The following is an 18,120-nucleotide window of genomic DNA, read 5'->3' on the forward strand; positions in this document are numbered from 1 at the left end:
CCAGTTAAGTAAGCGAGCACGCTAATGACAAAGTCGGAGCTGATTGCCCGCTTGGCCGAGCGTTATCCGCAGTTGGTTGCCAAGGATGCGGATTACGCGGTCAAAACCATACTTGATGCGATGGCCGACGCTTTGTCGACCGGTCAGCGCATCGAGATTCGTGGTTTTGGCAGTTTTGCACTGAACCGCAGACCACCGCGGATCGGCCGCAACCCGAAATCAGGGGACAAAGTGATGGTGCCGGAAAAACGCGTACCGCACTTCAAGCCTGGTAAAGAGTTGCGTGAACGGGTCGATGCAATGGTCGGGCAACCGATCAAAGAAGACTGAGTTGTGCGTACAAAATAAGAACGGCATCTTCGGATGCCGTTTTTTTTCACGTACAATTTCGTTTGTAATAAGCTAATTTCATTTGCATGCCAGTTGGCCATTTTTCGATAGTCGGACGGCCCCGGCGGCATCCGTATCGTTGTAGAGTTGTGCAGTGAGTGCGTCCGAACACGCGCACACTTGACGGACAGGGTGGAATTGCAAGATCGCCAGGCGCGGCAGCGCTCTCTTTACACTACCAATCAGGAACCCGCGTCATGAAACTTATTTCCCGAGCTATTGCGATTCTGCTATTTCTGGTGTTCTTTGGCTTTGCTTTGAAGAATTCGCAGGAAGTGACACTCAATTTTTTCCTTAACTACGAAATTCGCGGTCCGCTAGTCTTGATCCTGCTTGGTTTCTTTGCTTCGGGTGCGATTCTGGGTGTGCTGGCGATGACGCCTGCGGTATTCCGTCATCGACGCAATGCGTTGAAATCTAAAAAAGCGCTGACTTCGATGCAAAGAGAACAGGAAGCACAACGCCTGGCCAGCGCTGAGGCACCTCAACCGGACGGCATCCGGAATATATAATGCCGTACTGCATCGAACATGTTGAGGGCGCCGGTCTGCAAAATGGACGGGTGGCTATCATCAACCATGCCTGATCTGCAAATGCGTTAGCACCCGGAGCTTCGGAAGTAAGTAATGACAGTGCATTTGCATGTGCCGTTCTCATCCGGTAATCCGGCTCTACCGATCTATTAATCGTCACACTTTACGCTGGTAACACGTCTGTATGGAATTTGAAACCTGGTGGTTGCTAGGCATCCCGATCTTTTTTGGTCTGGGCTGGATAGCCGCACGCGTAGATATCAATCAATTGATATCCGAGTCGCGCAGCTTGCCCCGCGGTTATTTTAAGGGCCTGAATTTTTTGCTCAACGAACAGCCGGATAAGGCTATCGATGCTTTCATTGAAATTGTGAAGCTCGATCCGGAAACCGCAGAACTGCATTTTGCCCTGGGAAATTTATTCCGTCGTCGCGGCGAGACCGAACGCGCGATTCGGGTCCACCAGAATTTGCTGGCGCGTCCTGATCTGGAGCAGGAGCATCGCTTGCATGCACAGTATGAATTAGGGCAGGACTACTTGAAGGCAGGCTTGCTCGATCGTGCCGAAGAGAGTTTCAATTTATTGATAGGCTCTTCGTACGGTGCGCAAGCAGGCCGCGCATTGCTTGAAATTTATCAACGCGAAAAAGAATGGACGCGGGCGATTGATGCGGCGCAGGCCTTGCAGGACGCCGGTGCCGGTGGCCGCCAGAAAGAGATTGCCCAGTTCTATTGCGAATTGGCCCAGGATGCGTTGGTCGATGGTCATCCCGACGCAGCCATGGCGCTGCTGGACAAGGCGTTGGCGAACGACCGCAATAGCGTCCGCGCGACAATGCTGCTGGGCGATGTGTATTTGGCGAAAGACGACGCAGAGGCCGCGTTAGTCGCCTGGCGTCGGGTTGAGCAACAAAGTGTGCCGCACGTGGCATTAGTCGCGCAGCGGCTGATGGACGGTTATCGTACTGTCGGCCGTCCGCACGAGGGCGTCAACTTGTTGCGCTCCTATCTGGCGGAAGCATCCTCTATCGATTTGCTGGAAGTCGTGTTTAAGGCGGTGCTCGAACTTGATGGCGTTGACGCGACCAATCAGCTGGTCAGTGACGAACTGCGCCGTACGCCAACGCTACTCGGTCTGGATAAATTACTGGAGGCACGCTTGATGATTGCTGCGCCTGAAATGCATTCGGAACTTTCAGTCGTAAAAAATCTGGTCCATGGTTATACCCAGAAGCTGGCGCGCTATCAATGCAGTCATTGCGGTTTTAAGGCGCGTCAATTTTATTGGCAATGTCCAGGTTGCAGCCGTTGGGAAACCTACCCGCCGCGTCGGACGGAAGAATTGAATGTAATGAATTGAGATAGCCTTTAATAATCTGCTGCACGAACCAATCTCGAAACGCAATAACGGAAGAACATGAAAATAACAATTATCGGTACCGGTTATGTCGGTTTGGTCACCGGCGCTTGCCTGGCCGAGCTAGGCAATGATGTCTTTTGTCTGGATGTAGACCAAAAGAAAATCGATATTTTGAATAGCGGCGGTATTCCCATACACGAACCCGGGCTGGCCGAGATCGTCAATCGTAATCGTGCGGTTGGCCGCCTGCAGTTTTCGACAGATATCGCGGCCAGCGTCGCGCATGGCCAAATTCAGTTTATCGCGGTCGGAACGCCGCCGGATGAAGACGGTTCAGCCGACATGCAATATGTGCTGGCGGCGGCGCGCAACATCGGCAAACACATGACCGATTTCAAGGTGATCGTCGATAAGTCGACGGTCCCGGTAGGTACTGCAGATCGGGTCAGCGCGGCGATCCGGGCTGAGCTGGCGACCCGGAAGGTGGCCGATGAAGCGACAAGATTTTCGGTCGTGTCGAATCCTGAATTTCTGAAAGAGGGTGCTGCTGTTGAGGATTTCATGCGCCCCGACCGTATCGTGATTGGCTGCGACGACGGCACTGAAGGTCAGCGCGCCCACGGCCTGATGAAGCAGCTGTACACCCCGTTCAATCGGAATCACGAGCGCACCTACTGGATGGATGTGCGTTCTGCCGAATTCACCAAATATGCAGCGAATGCGATGCTGGCGACGCGTATTTCATTCATGAACGAGTTGGCCAACCTGGCCGATAAGGTAGGCGCCGATATCGAAGCGGTGCGCCACGGCATAGGCTCAGACCCACGCATCGGTTACAGCTTTTTGTATGCCGGTTGCGGCTACGGTGGCTCATGTTTTCCCAAGGACGTGCAGGCGCTGGAGCGTACTGCGCGTAAGTACGATCAAGACTTATTGATTCTACGTGCGGTGGAGCAGGTCAACAATAACCAGAAACACGTGCTGGGCAACAAAATTGTTGAACGTTTCGGTAACGATTTGAGCGGCAAGCATTTTGCTTTGTGGGGTTTGGCATTTAAACCGAATACCGATGACATGCGCGAAGCTTCGTCGCGCGTTTTACTGCGCGAATTACTCGACCGTGGCGCATCGGTAGCAGTCCATGACCCGGTAGCGATGGTTGAGGCCAAGCGCGTGCTGGAACTGGATTTTGCTGCGACCCCAGAAGTATTGCAGCGCCTGCGGTTTTGCGACAAGCAAATGGAAGCTTTGCAGGGCGCTGACGCACTGGCCATCGTCACTGAGTGGAAGACCTATCGCAGTCCGGATTTTGAGCAAGTCCGCGCGCATCTGAAGGAGCCGGTAATTTTTGATGGCCGTAACTTGTATGAGCCAACGGTGATGCGTGACCTTGGTTTCGAGTATTACGGCATCGGCCGTTCGGTACTGACGCGTAAGTGAGGTCGATGAGAATGAGAGCTAATAAGACAGCGGCAGTCACCCCAGGGATTCCTTCTTCGTTTGAAAGCGTCCGTATCCTGGTGGTTGGCGACGTGATGCTGGACCGTTACTGGTTTGGCGAGGTTAACCGTATTTCTCCGGAAGCGCCGGTGCCAGTGGTGCGCGTCGAAAAACGTGAAGAGCGCCTGGGCGGTGCCGCCAACGTCGCACGCAACATCGCGACGCTGGGCGGTGGCGCCGGCTTGTTAGGAGTGGTTGGGCAAGATGAAGCCGGCGATGTCGTTGATGCCTTGCTGACGGAGTTGGGGATCAAGAGCTTTTTGACCCGAGACCCGGCCATTTCCACCATCATCAAGCTGCGCGTGATCGGCCGTCAACAGCAGTTGTTGCGGATAGATTTTGAAGAGCCTCCAACTGATACCGTATTGCGCGACAAGCTGACCCGCTACAACACATTGTTGCCGCAATATAACGTGATCGTTTTGTCTGACTATGCCAAAGGTAGTCTGGTCAACGTCAGCGACATGATAAGTGCCGCCAAACAGGCGGGAAAATGTATTCTGGTTGACCCCAAGGGCGATGACTTTTCGCGCTATGCCGGTGCCACCATACTGACGCCGAACAAGTCGGAACTGATGCGGATCGTTGGCAGCTGGAAGAGCGAAGAAGCGTTGACGGCCAAAGCTCAGAACTTGCGGGCATCGCTCGAACTGGAAGCCTTGTTGTTGACGCGCTCGGAAGAAGGAATGACTTTATACACCGAGCAGCAGATTGTGCATTTCCCCACGATGGCGCGTGAAGTGTTTGATGTCTCCGGCGCCGGTGATACGGTGATTGCGACCATGGCAGTAATGTTGGGCGCTGGCTTGCCTATCGCTGAAGCGGTGGCGTTAGCAAATCGTGCCGGCGGCATCGTCGTTGGTAAGCTGGGCACAGCAACAGTCACGTACGAAGAACTGTTTCGATAAGCCAAGTCCTAAAGTGTGCCGGGAATGGCAATTCTGATCGAGTTTCCATCCCTATAATGAGCCGGACGTATTCGCGTCCGGTTCATTCTGATAGCCATCATCACACTAATCGAAAGAGGACAACATGCTTAAAAAACTACTACAAGTAATGGCAACGTTGATTGCCACCATGGGCTTGGTATTTGCGCAAGTTGACGTTAACAAAGCAGATCAGGCGGCGCTCGACAGCGTGAAGGGCGTCGGGCCAGCGACTTCAAAACGGATTATTGACGAACGCACCAAAGGCGGTAATTTTAAGGACTGGGCCGACTTTGAACAGCGCGTAAAGGGCATAGGCGGGAAAAAATCTGTCAAGTTGTCACAAGCCGGTTTGCAGGTGAACGGTCAGGCTAAGTCCAATGCTGCAGTGAAAGCGGAGCCCAAAAAAGAGACTGGTAAAGCCGCAGTTAAAAAGTAGAAAAGATCCTCAAGACCCGCATCCGGTAAAAGTGGCATCGTCATTCTCTGAAAGCTCCTTGTAACAAGGGGGCTTTTTATTTGTGCGCCCGGCAGGGCGTGCTTACTTGGAGGTGGAAGTCCTCTACTCGCCCGACAAGGGGAAGAGTTAGCTGAAGGCAAGGGTGTCGCGGGCGACTGCGAATCTGGAGGAAGCCGAAGGCAAAGCGCTGGCCTGACGAACAGGAAGCGGATATGAGGCGGCGTAGCCGGGTGAGATGTCAAATATCATCAAAGCCCGATACTTGTCCGGAAGGCTATGACGTAGATCCGACAGGCATAAGCGTGAAGGTAGGTGCGCAATACCCGGGGAGATCTGCATGCGTGCCTAGTGCTACCGACATCGAGAGGTGTTGGGATGCGTATGCAGAAGTCAGCAGAGGGCATAGTAGGTCGAGGACGAGGCGGCGAGCCGGAGAGAGCCATGACTGAAGGCCTGAACATTGAACAACGCGATTAGGACATCCGACCTCGATGCAAATCGATGACGCAACAAGGCAGGCAACTGCGCCCGACACGGAGAGAGACGAACGGATTTCGTCGATGGCCGGGTCGGGTGCCGAGGTTGGCACGGCGGCGGATGGGCAAACGAAAGCGGAAGGACTGCGGCAGATGGACGTCGTGGTCGAACGTCACAACCTGTGGCGAGCGTATGAGCGGGTCATGCAGAACAAGGGTGCAGCGGGAGTCGATGGACTCACTGTGTTCGAATTCAAGGCGTGGCTGCAACAGCACTGGCCAAGCGTCAAGACAGCGCTACTGGCAGGCAACTATATACCGGCGGCGATCCGCAAAGTGGAGATACCCAAGCCCAACGGCGGGGTACGCACACTGGGCATCCCGACGGTGTTGGATCGCCTGATCCAGCAAGCGCTGTTGCAAGTCCTGCAACCAGAGTTCGAACCTGAATTCTCCGAACATAGCTATGGGTTCCGACCGGGCCGCAATGCATGGCAAGCGGTGCAACGAGCGCAAGGTTATATCAAGGAAGGCCGCCGCTGGGTGGTCGACCTCGACTTGGAGAAATTCTTCGACCGGGTGAACCACGACATTCTGATGTCGCGGATAGCCAGGAAAGTCAAAGATGAACGGGTATTGAAACTGATCCGTCGTTATCTGGAAGCGGGCATGATGTCGGCAGGGATCGTCAGCGCGAGGACGGAAGGTACGCCGCAGGGCGGCCCGCTGTCACCGTTGTTGTCGAACATCCTGCTGACGGACTTGGACCGCGAACTGGAGCGGCGGGAACACCGGTTCTGCCGTTACGCCGATGACTGCAACATTTACGTCAAAAGCGAAGCGGCAGGACGGCATGCGATGGCTGCGATTACCGGCTATCTGGAGAAGAAATTAAAACTTCAGGTCAACCGGGACAAGAGCGCCGTCGCACGGCCCTGGCAGCGGAAGTTTCTAGGTTACAGCGTCACTTGGCATAAGCAAGTCCGTCTTAAAATCGCCGATAGCAGTCTGAAGCGATTGAAAGACAGGGTGCGTGAAATCGTGGTCGGGAACGCCTCGCGCAATCTCGGCGAAACGATCGCAGCGCTCAACCCGGTGCTGCGTGGCTGGACATCGTACTTCCGCCTGACAGAGGTAAAAGGTGTGTTGGAGGAATTGGACGGATGGATTCGGCGCAAACTGCGCTGCCTGCTATGGCGGCAATGGAAGCGACCGTCCACCCGTAACAAGAAGCTGCAAGCCCAAGGTTTGGATAAGACGCGCGCATGGAAGTCGGCAAGCAACGGACGCGGCCACTGGTGGAACGCCGGAGCGAGTCATATGAACGCGGCGTATCCTAAACGCTTCTTTGATGTATTAGGGTTGGTTTCGCTGCTGGACACCCAGCGGCGCTTCCAGCGTGTTGAATGAACCGCCGTATGCGGAACCGCATGTACGGTGGTGTGAGAAGGCGACGGGGGTAATCCCGTCCCTTACTCGATTTCAGGGCATTGAAAGGTCTTTTACATGGTTTGACGGGCGACTGCGTACGTATTTCATCAGGATTGCCTATTGCTCATACGCACAATAAAGTCTCATATTAGAATAGGTCCTTTGCCTCCTCTGTAAGCTTAAACTATGCCTTATCTGACTATTGAAGACACAATCGGAAATACCCCGCTGGTGCAGCTAAAACGGATTCCGGGAGAAGTTGCTGCGCAACGCAACAACGTTATTCTGGGCAAGATGGAAGGCAATAATCCAGCTGGCTCAGTCAAGGACAGACCTGCGCTTTCGATGATCAAGCGTGCTGAAGCCCGCGGCGATATTAAACCAGGCGATACCCTGATCGAAGCTACCAGTGGCAATACCGGCATTGCGTTAGCGATGGCTGCAGCGATGCGCGGTTACAAAATGGTGTTGCTGATGCCGGAAAACCTGAGCGAAGAACGACGCCAAAGCATGACCGCTTACGGTGCCAAAATTATTTTGACGCCCAAGACCGGCGGTATGGAATATGCGCGTGATCTGGCACAGAAAATGGAAAAGGATGGCGAGGGCTTGATTCTCGATCAGTTTGCCAACCCGGACAATCCGCTGTCGCATTACGAAACTACCGGACCTGAAATCTGGCGTGACACGGAAGGACGGATTACCCACTTCGTCAGTGCTATGGGAACCACCGGCACCATCATGGGCGTGTCCAGATTCCTCAAGGAAAAAAATCAGGCGATACAGATCATCGGTGCACAGCCGGAAGAAGGCTCACAAATTCCTGGCATCAGAAAATGGCCGGAAGCCTATATGCCGAAAATTTACGAACATGCGCGGGTCGATCAGATTGAATCGGTCAGTCAGGCAGCGTCCGAACACATGGCGCGCAGACTGGCAAGTGAAGAGGGGGTTTTCTGCGGGATATCCTCAGCAGGGGCCTGCGAGATAGCACTTCGAATTTCTCAGCAAGTAGAAAACGCAACAATAGTTTTTATCGTCTGCGATCGCGGTGACCGTTATTTATCTACCGGCGTTTTCCCTGCATAATCGCCCTTTCATGCGCTTGCAGCTTTGCAAGCGCATTAAGTAAATCGGCAACAGAGGCAGGGAGGTCGTCAACATACGACGTTTACTTCTGCAATTCTGCCTCGATCTTATCCTTCGGCTTAAATTGCTTGTCGCTGATACGGAATTTTTCACGACGATCACCCATCAATGCTCGCAACTCACTGATCGTCAGGTTACTGACTTCATGCATGCGAATCAACAGTGATGCGCCAACCGGCAAGCGATGGTGGCGAATCTTGCTGATCACGGGTGGCGCTACTTCTAGCGCGCGTGACAGCGCCGCATCGTTTTTCAAATGCAATTTGTCGATCAGCGAATCAAGCAGGTGATTAGGGTCGTAAGACACTTGCTCATCCAGCTTGTTGCTCTTTGGTGCTTCTAGCGAGGTATTCATAATTCGTGGGATTCCATTTATCCTGATGTTGAATAGGGAAGGTTTGCGCTGTTTATTTTTGGAGCATTGCGCGGTGTTTAACCTTCAGCTTATTGGCGAAGTTGCAAGTACTGTTATTTTATACCGATTCCGTGAGCTTTTTTATCATAAGGAAACATCTTGAAACAATTCTCAATGGGAAAACATAGCAAAAAACTAACAAAACTACCTTGTGAGCAATTTAAATTTGGACTCTAGCAACTTCTATCAACTTGGATGTTTAATTCTAGTAAAAAGTTGCAAAAACTCAATTAAAATTTTCTTGCCATCGAGTCCATTACTTTTTAGTCACTTTATTCTTCTTGATGACATTTTACAATAGGAAAAATTGGCCGTTCAGATGCCTCATTCGGATTGATTCTTATCAGTCGGCGTGACTACTAAACCAAGATTTTTCCAGCCGGCATGTCCCAAATCTTCCATGGTCTGCATATTTTTTTCAAAAATATCGGCTGCTTCCGGAAAGGCTTCTACTGCACGGTCTATGCTGTCTTCGCGTAATAGATGCAGGGTCGGATAAGGTGAACGATTGGTGTAATTGGTAATATCGTCGACATCGGTGCCGGCAAATTGATAGTCGGGATGGAAGCTGGCTACCTGAATTTCACCTTCCAGATCGCGTGCCTTAAGTATGGCGTCGGCCTCGTCCAGGAAGTCGTTGTAGTCCAGAAAATCACCCAACACCAGGGGATGAATTAACAAGGTCGTATCGACCAAAGCCGGGTCTGCCTCGTGTAAAAAATCCAGTTCGGCGATCAGATCAGTTTGTAAATCTGCGGTGGTTTGCGCGTTACTCACGACAAAGCGAATCTGGTTCTTGATGTACACCGCTTTGGCGAACGGGCAGAGATTGAGCCCTATCACGGCGCGTTCCAGCCAGTGTTTAGTGTCGGTGATTACTTGCTCGGAAGAGATGGGCATTGTGGGTGGCATGGAAGCTTGGTTAGGAAATTCACGGTTGTTGCGGGCGCTCTTATTCAGGGCTGACTTCGGCTTGGACAGAGAAAGCACTATATATGTTGTCCGCGTAAAAACAAAACGGGTTATTCTTCCGATCCAGTACCGTCCTCGGTGCGTGCGAGGCGCATACCGCGCCGTTATTTTGGCCCACGCCTACCCTACACCAATAAAGTTCAGCATCATGGCCCTTAAAGCAACTATTTACAAAGTCGATCTGCAAATTGCAGATATGGATCGTCAGTATTATCAGGAGCATGCACTTACCATCGCGCGTCATCCATCCGAGACCGATGAGCGGATGATGGTGCGTGTGTTGGCTTTTGCGCGCCATGCGTCCGAAGCGCTGGTTTTTAGCAAGGGCTTGTGGGACGTCGATGAGCCGGACTTGTGGGAGAAAGATCTGACCGGCGCAATCGATCTGTGGATTGAGGTTGGGCAGCCGGATGAAAAACGTATTTTGAAAGCATGCGGTCGGGCCGCCCAAGTTGTGGTGTACACCTACAGCAGCACCAGCCATATCTGGTGGGCGCAGATCGTCAACAAAATCGAGCGTGCCCGTAATTTAACAGTCATCAATCTTCCCTCTGCCACCAGCCTGGCGCTGAGTAAGCAGGCGCAGCGCAACATGCAATTGCAATGCACGATTCAGGACGGTCAAATATGGATGAATGCGAATAATGAGACGGTTCAGGTAGACCTGGACATCCTCAAGGGTCAATGAGCGTGTCATTCCCCATGCGCGGTCATTGCCGGACCTGCATTTCGCCATCGCGTGCCACCCGCACCGCGCGTCCCAGATCAACCACTGACATCGCATAAAAGAAGCTGCGGTTGTATTTGGTGATGGCGAAGAAGTTATCCGTGCCTAGCCAATGTTCGGTCGGCGCCGTACCATTTTGTAAATCGACCAGACCAAAGCGCATGTTGCTTGAGGCCGAACCAGCCAGCGCCGCTGCTGGTATTACGCCTGCAGCGGTTAATTCATCCAGCGAAAACTTCGCCTCCAGACCTTGACCGATAAATGCCTGCCAGCGATTTTCAGTGCTGGTATCGGTGGCTACCGCTGCCGGGAAAACGACAGGCGCGCCGGTTTTCCAGCCATGCACTTGCAGATAGTGGGCAACACTGCCAATCGCATCGACCGGCGATTTGCGCAGATCGATTTTGCCGTCGCCATCAAAATCCACTGCGTATTTGCGAATACTGCTAGGCATGAACTGCGGCCAGCCTATAGCACCGGCGTATGAGCCCAGCAGCGAGAATGGATCGATATTCGACTCACGTGCAAACAGCAGTGTGCTTTCCAGTTCGCTACGGAAGAACGCCATGCGCGCTTCGCGGGTTGGTGTATTGGGATAATCGAATGCCAGCGTGGTAATCGCATCCATCACGCGGAAATTGCCGGTATTGCGACCATACACCGTTTCAACGCCAAGGATGCCGACGATGATTTCAGCGGGCACGCCGTATTCGGCTTCGGCACGCGCCAGTGCATCGGCGTAGGTATTCCAGAATTTGACGCCGGCATTGATACGGACCGGCTCGACAAAACGGGCGCGATAGACAGCCCAGTTCTTGGGTTTTCCCGGAGGTCCCGGTTTCATCAGCTGGATCGCGCTCTCGATATAGCGCGTCTTGTTGAACACCGCTTCCAGTTCGGCGCGGGTGAAGCCGTTTTTGGCGACCATCTGATCGATGAAAGAGGAAACGGTTTTCCATTGAGCGAAATTGGCGAACTCGCTATCGCCGCCGGTAGCAGGGGCAATTCCTGAATCAACCAGTCGGGGAGGCGCTACCACGACAGCAGGACTCACCGGATTGGTCGGCGCCGGTGCGGCAGGCGCGACCGTTGCAGCGGCTACTTTGGTAGATGGCGCATTCACGGCGCAAGCAGCGCTCAGCATGGCGATGGCAAGCGCGGCGCAAAGACGGGCGCGTGGGAAGGAAAGAGTAGGCGTTGCGGGGCAAGAGTTAAGTTTTATCGACATTGGGATAGCAAGTATTTGAGTTTTTTGAATTGGTTCTTTAACGACACTGGCGCAACCGTGTCGGGTCCGCTGTCTGCACCATAGCGCAACGTCTCGTATAGCTTCAGAAAGCGCGCCACCGCATTTTTCGTCTGCGGTGTCAGCGGAGAACTGGCAGCGCACAACCGCCGACGATACGCGTGTGGACCTTCATGTATCTGTCTGCTCATGCTGTGTCTGACCATGCGTTTGGATAAGGTCGAGTATAGCTTATCGAGTGGATCGGCCCGCTGCCGGATCAGCAATAATGGCAGCGTTACGGCCGCCAGCGCGAGCGTGCCGAGCCCGAACATCAGTGCTGTCAACATGCGCCAGTCGAGTTGTTCAACGCCGAAATATTCGAGTAAATTTTTTTGCCGCTCCGGCGTGTAATTCAGTACCCATTGATTCCAGGCATTGCCGATTGCGTCCCAATTTGCGCGCACGATCTGCAGCTTGTTCCACCAGCTGTCCGGCGACGGATTCAAATTGAACAGCCCGCCCAGAAGGCCGTGTGGCAAGACCTGATTCAAATGCATTTGAATGCGCTCAGGGGCAACCGCGGCAGTGGGATCGACACGCACCCAGCCGCGCGCCGCCAGCCAGACTTCTGCCCAGGCGTGGGCATCCGATTGACGTACCGTCATAAAGCCGTCTACCGGATTGATTTCACCGCCTTGATAGCCGGTGACCACGCGTGCCGGAATATGTGCGGCGCGCATCAGCACCACGAAGGCGCTGGCATAATGTTCGCAAAAGCCGGCGCGACTGGAAAACAGAAAATCGTCGACGCTATCTCTGCCGAGTAGCGGCGGCTCCAGCGTATAACTAAATTTTTCATTTCGAAAAAAACGGAGTACCGCGTTGACCACTTCGGCATTGCTGGTCGATTGTGACCGCAATCTGGCTGCAAATGCCGCGGCACGCGGGTTAAAGCCTTCGGGTAACGTCAGCGCCTGCCGCAGGATTGCTGCGGCTTCAGTGCCCGGCCCATGGGCATCGATGGTGGATGTCACGTCGTAACGTATCCGTTCGTTGATCGGTTGGTCTGAACGGATCTCACGCGCGCCGCTGATGTGGCTCTGGCTGGCTGGACCGGTTTCCAGTGTTGGCGACGCTTGCGGCGTTTCCAGTGCAAACAGCCAGCGCTGCCCGCTTGCTTCCATGGTGATTTGTTGACGGATGGCCGCGCTACTTTTCTGCTCGTTTGGCAGCGCGCCGCTATCCGGAGCAAATTGCGCGGACGTATCTCTCTGCGTCCAGGTACGACCATCGAAATTGCTTAGTACCGCACCACGCCAGTAGCGTTTCGCCGGCGCAGGCGCGGGATCAATGAATTTGATGCGGAAGGCAATCTCATCGGAGAGCGCAAGTTGTGAAATATTTCCCGGCGCCATACTGTCTGACATACCCGTGTGTCCACCATGTGCATCGCCGGGCATGCCCCATAGGGGGCCCTGAATGCGCGGGAAAAGCAAGAACAACACCAGCGTGAGTGGTATGGCGAGCGCCAGAATAAAAGCGCCCATGCGCAATCGTTGCTGGAAGCGCGGCACCGCACCGGTAAACTGGAACGATAGTTGCGCGGTCAATAGCACGATCAGCGTGGCGACTACGAATAGCGCGGTAGCAATTGATTGAGAATAGAAGAAAGTGGTGAGTAGCAGAAAAAAGCTGAGAAACAGCACCACGAACAAATCGCGACGGGCCCGCATTTCCAGCAATTTGAAGGTCAGCAGTAACACCAGCATGGTGACCCCGGCTTCGCGCCCCAGCAAGGTGCGAGAGCTGGCATACACGCCAAGCATCGTCAGCAGCGCCAATGGCAGCAATAAGCTGATGGGCGGCAGTCGCCGGCCGCGCAACGTGATGGCGCCACGCCAGGCCAGCAGAAGCGCGCAGGCGAGTGAAGTCCAGCCCGGCAAGTGTTCAACATGCGGCAGCAACACCATGCTGCAGGCCATCAGCAACAGCAAGGTATCGCTTTTGTCGCGCGGCAAATTATTTAACCAGTTGCCTAATCCGGAGCTTGCGGTTGCAGGGGCGGGTGTTGGCGTGCTCACCGTGCGGCGGTGGTCGCTCATACGCTGCCCTCATACAAAGCCAGCGCTTGCAGACACGCTTGTTGATGGGCGGCACCGACCGCCGCGGTGTAGTTGATGTCGCCAAGTCGAAATGCATACGGCAAGCCCAGCATCTCGGCCTCCAGGATCCAGCGCGTCATGCGCGACAACTTGGCTTCGACATTCATCGTATACGGCAATTTTGCGTAATCAATGGACAAATCGCTGGCGGCGCCACCGTCAAAATGTTTGGTAATCAGTGTTACCAGTGTTGCGTCGTCGCCGCTATTGAGTTTGGCAATTTGCCGCCATGCCAGATGCTTGAGGGAGTCACCGGCCTGATAGGCGCGCACGCCGGCGAAATCTTCGTGACCGGCATGGGCGTTGCCGGCGCTGTTTTCAAGCGCGGTCATTGGCAGTGGCGGCGCCGCTGCCGCCGACTCCGGTTGAGGATAGACCAGCACCTTGCCATCCGGCTGCCAGTAACTCCAGGCGCGCAAAAAACCCAGCGGAAAACGTGTTTGCAAGCGGACCCGAGGTGCTGTCAGCCAGCCACGTTCCAGCGTAGCGGCTGTCAATACCACGCGGCAGGAGGCAGTTGCGGCGATGTCAACCGGCTGTTCCAGATCAGGTAAATCAGGACCGATGAAACCCAGCCAGATTGCGTAGCGTGGATGTTTGCGGCGATTTATCAGATGCAGCTCGAACAAAGCCTCCTGACCGGCGAATACCGGAGCGCTGCGACCTGACGATAAGTACAGAAACGCCAGATTGCGGAAGGTCAGATGCATGTCGATCATCGCGCATGCGGCAAGTACAAAGGTCAATGCAAAGCCGAGACTGAGGTTGTAATTGATCGCGCCGATGAACAGCAGAATCAGCATCGCCATCAACCCGCAACCGGCGCCGGTCGGCAAGATATAGACGCGCCGCTGGCCGAGAAATACTTCGCCGCTTTCGGTTTGCCCAGCGCGCGGCCTGAATGGAAATCGCAACGGAAATTTAGCCCGGAATTGCAGCTTTTTTTGCAGAATCGTCAGCATGGATGATGCGTACCCAGTCAGACCGGCACGGATTTCAACAACTGCAATACCAGATCGCGACTGCCGATTGCAGCCCCGCTGGCATCGCGTGATTTCAGCGGCCGCAGCCGATGTGCGGTGACGGGCACCAGCACCGCTTGCACGTCTTCCGGTATCACATGATTGCGTCCTTCGAGCGCGGCCCAGGCCCTGGCTGCCTGTACCAGCGCGATCGCCGCACGTGGGCTCATGCCTTCTGCAAACAACGCGTTCTGGCGTGACGCCTGGGTTAATGCCTGGACATAATCAATCAATGCCGGCGCGGTATGAATTTGTCTTAACGCTTGTCGCGCATCGATCAGCTCGACTGGATCCATCACCTTTTGCAAGGACCTAAGTAGCGTGCGGCGGTCTTCTCCCATCAACAGCGATCGCTCCGCCGCCGCATCCGGATAACCGAGCGACAAGCACATCAGAAAACGATCCAGCTGTGATTCCGGCAGCGCAAAGGTGCCAACCTGATGAGACGGGTTTTGTGTGGCAATCACGAAAAACGGTTCCGGTAAATCGCGGGTCCGACCTTCCGCGGTGACCTGCCGCTCTTCCATCGCCTCCAATAATGCCGATTGGGTTTTGGGTGTCGCCCGATTGATTTCATCGGCGAGTAGCACCTGGGTGAAGATTGGCCCGGGATGAAATAAAAAATTGCTTTTTTCGCGATCAAAAACCGAAATGCCGACGATGTCGGCGGGGAGTAAGTCGCTGGTGAATTGCAGCCGGTTAAAGCGCAGGCCGAGCGAGATTGCCAATGCGTGTGCCAAGGTCGTTTTGCCGACGCCGGGAATGTCTTCAATCAATAAATGACCACCGGCCAACAGGCAAACCAGCGCTTGCCGAATCTGCAAATCCTTACCGACGACAACGTGATTGACTTGTTTTGCGACTGCGTGGATTTTGGCGAACATGTGGTCTTCGGTGAGGCGTTAAAGGGTGGGGAACGCGACGTGGCACATGATCCGCCTTGCGGTAGCTTGTATCAGGACGTCAATAATATTGCAAATAAATTAAGTATCTTATTCATCCATGGTGCAGTTTCTTGGTTACACTAGATAGAGGCAGCAGCCCCCAATTCTAAGCGAGCAATTCGATAGCCAGCGAAATAAAATGACAACCGCCTTTTATACTCATCCCGATTGCAAGCTGCATGAAATGGGCGCCGGGCATCCGGAGTCGCCACAGCGGCTGCAAGCGATTGAAGATCAATTGATTTCAAGCCGTATCGATCAGTGGCTCGATCATCGGCAAGCGCCGGATATGGCAGAGGCCAGCACCGTGGCGGCGATTGCGCGCGTGCATAGCCCGGAAGCGATCGCACTGGTGCGCAGCAATTCATTGGCCTTGCGCAAAAGTGACACTGCATACTATCCGCTGGATTGCGACACCTCACTCAACCAGCATAGCTGGCAAGCGGCATTGCGGGCGGCCGCTGCGGCGATTGCGGCGACCGATGCGGTCATTGCGGGTGAGTTGGAAAACGCCTTTTGTTCGGTGCGGCCGCCCGGCCACCATGCGACTAATGCCGGACCCATGGGGTTTTGCATGTTCAATAATGTCGCGATTGCCGCGCGTCATGCGCTGGAGGCCCATGGTTTACAACGCGTGGCGATTGTCGATTTCGATGTCCATCATGGGAATGGCACAGAGCAGGCCTTCTTGCAAGAGCCGCGGGTGCTGATGGTGAGCTTCTTCCAGCACCCGTTTTATCCGTTTAGCGGCACCGAAGCGGCGCCCGCGCATATCGTCAATGTCCCGGTCCCAGCCTATTCCGGCGGCGATGTGGTGCGCCAGTTGGTGACCGAAAAATGGCTACCGGCATTACGCGCGCATCAACCGCAGATGATTTTTATTTCGGCCGGGTTTGATGCGCATCGCGAAGACGAAATGGGCCAGATGGCGCTGGTCGAGGCCGATTATGCGTGGATCACCAAACAGATCATGCAGGTCGCCAGCCAGTATGCGCAAGGGCGGATAGTCAGTTGCCTGGAAGGCGGCTATCAGCTGTCGGCACTGGGGCGCAGCGTAGTGGCACATTTGAAAGTATTGGCTGACCTCGAATAAACCGCCTGAATCGTTGCTTGCGGGACAAGTTCGTGGGTTGAAGGAGCCCTGTCGGACTGAGGGAGAATCGGCTGCAAAAGCGCCTGAGCGGTCCATATTTCACTGATTTTTTGGTCAATAGTCCCGCTATTGACACAAAAATCAGCAAAATCTGTCCGCGCTCAGCCACTTTTTCGCTTCGATTCCCTCAATCCGACAGGACTCCTACGGAAGTCCGTACAATAGCGGTTTATTTTCGTCAGACAAGAAAACGCATGTCCATACAATGGTTCCCCGGCCACATGAACGCCGCCCGCAAAAAGGCGGCGGAAGCCATGGAAAAGGTCGATATGATCATCGAAGTGCTGGATGCACGCATTCCGCAGGCCGGCTGCAATCCGATGATCGAGCAACTGCGTCTGTTTCGTCAGCGTCCTTGCCTCAAAATCCTGAATAAAAGTGATCTTGCGGATCCGGTCGCTACGCAGGCGTGGATTAGCCATTACAACGGTCAGAAAGATGTGCATGCGGTCGCGCTGAGTTGCAAGAAGCCGTCCGATGTCCTCAAGGTGCCGGGTCTGGCGCTGGCGCTGGCGCCGCACCGCGGTACGCCGCTCAAGCCGTTGCGCATGATGATCATGGGGATTCCGAATGTCGGTAAATCGACCTTGATGAACGCCTTGCTGAAAAAACGCGTGGCCGCCGTTGGCGATGAGCCTGCCGTCACCAAAGTGCAGCAGCGCTTGTACATGAACAAGAACATGGTCCTGATCGACACCCCCGGCATGTTATGGCCGAAGATCGCGTTGCCTAGCGATGGCATGATGCTGGCCGCCAGTCATGCAGTCGGCGTCAATGCCTTGATTGAAGAGGAGGTGGCGACGTTTCTCGCCGACGTGCTATTGCAGCGTTATCCGCAACTGGTGACGGCCCGCTACGGTATGCAAATCACCGACGGTGTTGATGGTGTCGATGTCATTGAAGGTGTCGCCAGCCGTCGTGGCTTCCGCCTCAAAGGCGGTGACTTTGATGTGGAAAAAGCCGCGCACACGCTGCTGCAGGATTTCCGCACCGGCGCACTCGGCCGAATTTCGCTGGAAACGCCACAGAGTCGCGTAGGGTTATTGGCGCAACATCAGCAGGAGTTACTGGAAAAGCAGCAAGCCAGGGATGAGGCTGCCGCTGCCGCCGCAGCGGAAGAGCTGGCATATAATCCGCCGCGGGATGAGGCGGATACCTAACGTTGAGGATATTGCCTTGCAGCAGTGAGTCGCGGCAGCGCGATGGTATTGGCAATATTTAATCCATAAAAAAGCCTCGTTCGGATTTCAACGAGGCTTTTTTACTGTCAAA

At 54.4% G+C, this 18,120-nt stretch carries 17 protein-coding genes; 11 read left to right on the forward strand and 6 right to left on the reverse strand.

The window, feature by feature from the left end:
- Window positions 1-24 precede the first annotated feature (24 nt).
- The 8 genes from AC3CHX_RS01670 to cysM all read left to right on the forward strand — a co-directional run bounded on the left by AC3CHX_RS01670 (window position 25) and on the right by cysM (window position 8,165).
- Window positions 25-330: an integration host factor subunit beta gene (locus AC3CHX_RS01670; protein ID WP_108440981.1), complete on the forward strand. Its 306-nt coding sequence runs from the start codon at window positions 25-27 to the stop codon at window positions 328-330.
- Between the two features lie 257 nt (window positions 331-587).
- Entirely contained in the window at window positions 588-902 is a 315-nt protein-coding gene (locus AC3CHX_RS01675; RefSeq protein WP_488642383.1) for a LapA family protein, read from the forward strand.
- 205 nt (window positions 903-1,107) lie between these two features.
- Entirely contained in the window at window positions 1,108-2,283 is a 1,176-nt protein-coding gene (lapB, locus tag AC3CHX_RS01680; protein ID WP_488642384.1) for a lipopolysaccharide assembly protein LapB, read from the forward strand.
- 57 nt (window positions 2,284-2,340) lie between these two features.
- Window positions 2,341-3,723 carry a UDP-glucose dehydrogenase family protein gene (locus AC3CHX_RS01685; protein ID WP_488642385.1) on the forward strand — a complete coding sequence of 461 codons (1,383 nt, stop codon included), beginning with the start codon at window positions 2,341-2,343 and terminating at the stop codon, window positions 3,721-3,723.
- A gap of 11 nt (window positions 3,724-3,734) precedes the next feature.
- Window positions 3,735-4,691, forward strand: a complete 957-nt coding sequence (gene rfaE1 / locus AC3CHX_RS01690) for a D-glycero-beta-D-manno-heptose-7-phosphate kinase (protein ID WP_488642386.1) — start codon at window positions 3,735-3,737, stop codon at window positions 4,689-4,691.
- A gap of 124 nt (window positions 4,692-4,815) precedes the next feature.
- Entirely contained in the window at window positions 4,816-5,148 is a 333-nt protein-coding gene (locus tag AC3CHX_RS01695) for a ComEA family DNA-binding protein (protein ID WP_488642387.1), read from the forward strand.
- Window positions 5,149-5,660: 512 nt separating this feature from the next.
- Window positions 5,661-7,055: a group II intron reverse transcriptase/maturase gene (gene ltrA, locus AC3CHX_RS01700; protein ID WP_488629011.1), complete on the forward strand. Its 1,395-nt coding sequence runs from the start codon at window positions 5,661-5,663 to the stop codon at window positions 7,053-7,055.
- A 207-nt stretch (window positions 7,056-7,262) separates the two neighbouring features.
- Window positions 7,263-8,165 carry a cysteine synthase CysM gene (cysM, locus tag AC3CHX_RS01705; RefSeq protein ID WP_488642388.1) on the forward strand — a complete coding sequence of 301 codons (903 nt, stop codon included), beginning with the start codon at window positions 7,263-7,265 and terminating at the stop codon, window positions 8,163-8,165.
- An 82-nt stretch (window positions 8,166-8,247) separates the two neighbouring features.
- Here the strand turns inward: cysM and AC3CHX_RS01710 are convergent, their stop codons facing one another.
- Together AC3CHX_RS01710 and AC3CHX_RS01715 are read right to left on the reverse strand one after the other, a co-directional pair.
- The gene (locus AC3CHX_RS01710; RefSeq protein ID WP_488642389.1) at window positions 8,248-8,580 is read right to left on the reverse strand and encodes a hypothetical protein; all 333 of its coding nucleotides are present in this window, start codon (window positions 8,578-8,580) and stop codon (window positions 8,248-8,250) included.
- A 384-nt stretch (window positions 8,581-8,964) separates the two neighbouring features.
- Window positions 8,965-9,552 (reverse strand): DUF1415 domain-containing protein, encoded by a 588-nt coding sequence (locus AC3CHX_RS01715; protein WP_488644694.1) that lies wholly within the window; start codon window positions 9,550-9,552, stop codon window positions 8,965-8,967.
- 208 nt (window positions 9,553-9,760) lie between these two features.
- On the opposite strand from AC3CHX_RS01715, the gene AC3CHX_RS01720 reads away from it, so the two are divergent.
- Window positions 9,761-10,300 (forward strand): YaeQ family protein, encoded by a 540-nt coding sequence (locus tag AC3CHX_RS01720; RefSeq protein WP_488642390.1) that lies wholly within the window; start codon window positions 9,761-9,763, stop codon window positions 10,298-10,300.
- 22 nt (window positions 10,301-10,322) lie between these two features.
- Here the strand turns inward: AC3CHX_RS01720 and mltB are convergent, their stop codons facing one another.
- From mltB to AC3CHX_RS01740, 4 genes are read right to left on the reverse strand one after another with little or no spacing between them, the layout of a single operon-like run.
- A complete protein-coding gene (gene mltB / locus AC3CHX_RS01725; protein WP_488642391.1) occupies window positions 10,323-11,567 on the reverse strand; it encodes a lytic murein transglycosylase B in 1,245 nt (414 codons plus the stop codon).
- Window positions 11,558-13,669: a transglutaminase TgpA family protein gene (locus tag AC3CHX_RS01730; RefSeq protein WP_488642392.1), complete on the reverse strand. Its 2,112-nt coding sequence runs from the start codon at window positions 13,667-13,669 to the stop codon at window positions 11,558-11,560. Before AC3CHX_RS01730 ends, mltB begins: the two co-directional genes overlap by 10 nt.
- Window positions 13,666-14,691 (reverse strand): DUF58 domain-containing protein, encoded by a 1,026-nt coding sequence (locus AC3CHX_RS01735; protein WP_488642393.1) that lies wholly within the window; start codon window positions 14,689-14,691, stop codon window positions 13,666-13,668. The genes AC3CHX_RS01730 and AC3CHX_RS01735 overlap by 4 nt, the downstream gene beginning before the upstream one ends.
- A 17-nt stretch (window positions 14,692-14,708) precedes the next feature.
- A complete protein-coding gene (locus tag AC3CHX_RS01740; RefSeq protein ID WP_488642394.1) occupies window positions 14,709-15,635 on the reverse strand; it encodes an AAA family ATPase in 927 nt (308 codons plus the stop codon).
- A gap of 199 nt (window positions 15,636-15,834) precedes the next feature.
- Here AC3CHX_RS01740 and AC3CHX_RS01745 point away from each other — a divergent pair, with 199 nt between their 5' ends.
- Together AC3CHX_RS01745 and ylqF are read left to right on the forward strand one after the other, a co-directional pair.
- Window positions 15,835-16,788 carry a histone deacetylase family protein gene (locus tag AC3CHX_RS01745; protein WP_488642395.1) on the forward strand — a complete coding sequence of 318 codons (954 nt, stop codon included), beginning with the start codon at window positions 15,835-15,837 and terminating at the stop codon, window positions 16,786-16,788.
- A gap of 254 nt (window positions 16,789-17,042) precedes the next feature.
- Complete coding sequence (ylqF, locus tag AC3CHX_RS01750; RefSeq protein WP_488642396.1) at window positions 17,043-18,008, forward strand: ribosome biogenesis GTPase YlqF; 966 nt, start codon at window positions 17,043-17,045, stop codon at window positions 18,006-18,008.
- Window positions 18,009-18,120: the final 112 nt, after the last annotated feature.

It is taken from the genome of Glaciimonas sp. OK215 (assembly GCF_057787885.1).

Excerpts from the sequence above, each read along its gene's own strand:
- AC3CHX_RS01670 (WP_108440981.1), top strand. The coding sequence starts at position 25 with ATGACAAAGTCGGAGCTGATTGCCCGCTTGGCCGAGCGTTATCCGCAG.
- AC3CHX_RS01675 (WP_488642383.1), top strand. The coding sequence starts at position 588 with ATGAAACTTATTTCCCGAGCTATTGCGATTCTGCTATTTCTGGTGTTC.
- lapB (WP_488642384.1), top strand. The coding sequence starts at position 1,108 with ATGGAATTTGAAACCTGGTGGTTGCTAGGCATCCCGATCTTTTTTGGT.
- AC3CHX_RS01685 (WP_488642385.1), top strand. The coding sequence starts at position 2,341 with ATGAAAATAACAATTATCGGTACCGGTTATGTCGGTTTGGTCACCGGC.
- rfaE1 (WP_488642386.1), top strand. The coding sequence starts at position 3,735 with ATGAGAGCTAATAAGACAGCGGCAGTCACCCCAGGGATTCCTTCTTCG.
- AC3CHX_RS01695 (WP_488642387.1), top strand. The coding sequence starts at position 4,816 with ATGCTTAAAAAACTACTACAAGTAATGGCAACGTTGATTGCCACCATG.
- ltrA (WP_488629011.1), top strand. The coding sequence starts at position 5,661 with ATGCAAATCGATGACGCAACAAGGCAGGCAACTGCGCCCGACACGGAG.
- cysM (WP_488642388.1), top strand. The coding sequence starts at position 7,263 with ATGCCTTATCTGACTATTGAAGACACAATCGGAAATACCCCGCTGGTG.
- AC3CHX_RS01710 (WP_488642389.1), bottom strand. The coding sequence starts at position 8,580 with ATGAATACCTCGCTAGAAGCACCAAAGAGCAACAAGCTGGATGAGCAA.
- AC3CHX_RS01715 (WP_488644694.1), bottom strand. The coding sequence starts at position 9,552 with ATGCCACCCACAATGCCCATCTCTTCCGAGCAAGTAATCACCGACACT.
- AC3CHX_RS01720 (WP_488642390.1), top strand. The coding sequence starts at position 9,761 with ATGGCCCTTAAAGCAACTATTTACAAAGTCGATCTGCAAATTGCAGAT.
- mltB (WP_488642391.1), bottom strand. The coding sequence starts at position 11,567 with ATGTCGATAAAACTTAACTCTTGCCCCGCAACGCCTACTCTTTCCTTC.
- AC3CHX_RS01730 (WP_488642392.1), bottom strand. The coding sequence starts at position 13,669 with ATGAGCGACCACCGCCGCACGGTGAGCACGCCAACACCCGCCCCTGCA.
- AC3CHX_RS01735 (WP_488642393.1), bottom strand. The coding sequence starts at position 14,691 with ATGCTGACGATTCTGCAAAAAAAGCTGCAATTCCGGGCTAAATTTCCG.
- AC3CHX_RS01740 (WP_488642394.1), bottom strand. The coding sequence starts at position 15,635 with ATGTTCGCCAAAATCCACGCAGTCGCAAAACAAGTCAATCACGTTGTC.
- AC3CHX_RS01745 (WP_488642395.1), top strand. The coding sequence starts at position 15,835 with ATGACAACCGCCTTTTATACTCATCCCGATTGCAAGCTGCATGAAATG.
- ylqF (WP_488642396.1), top strand. The coding sequence starts at position 17,043 with ATGTCCATACAATGGTTCCCCGGCCACATGAACGCCGCCCGCAAAAAG.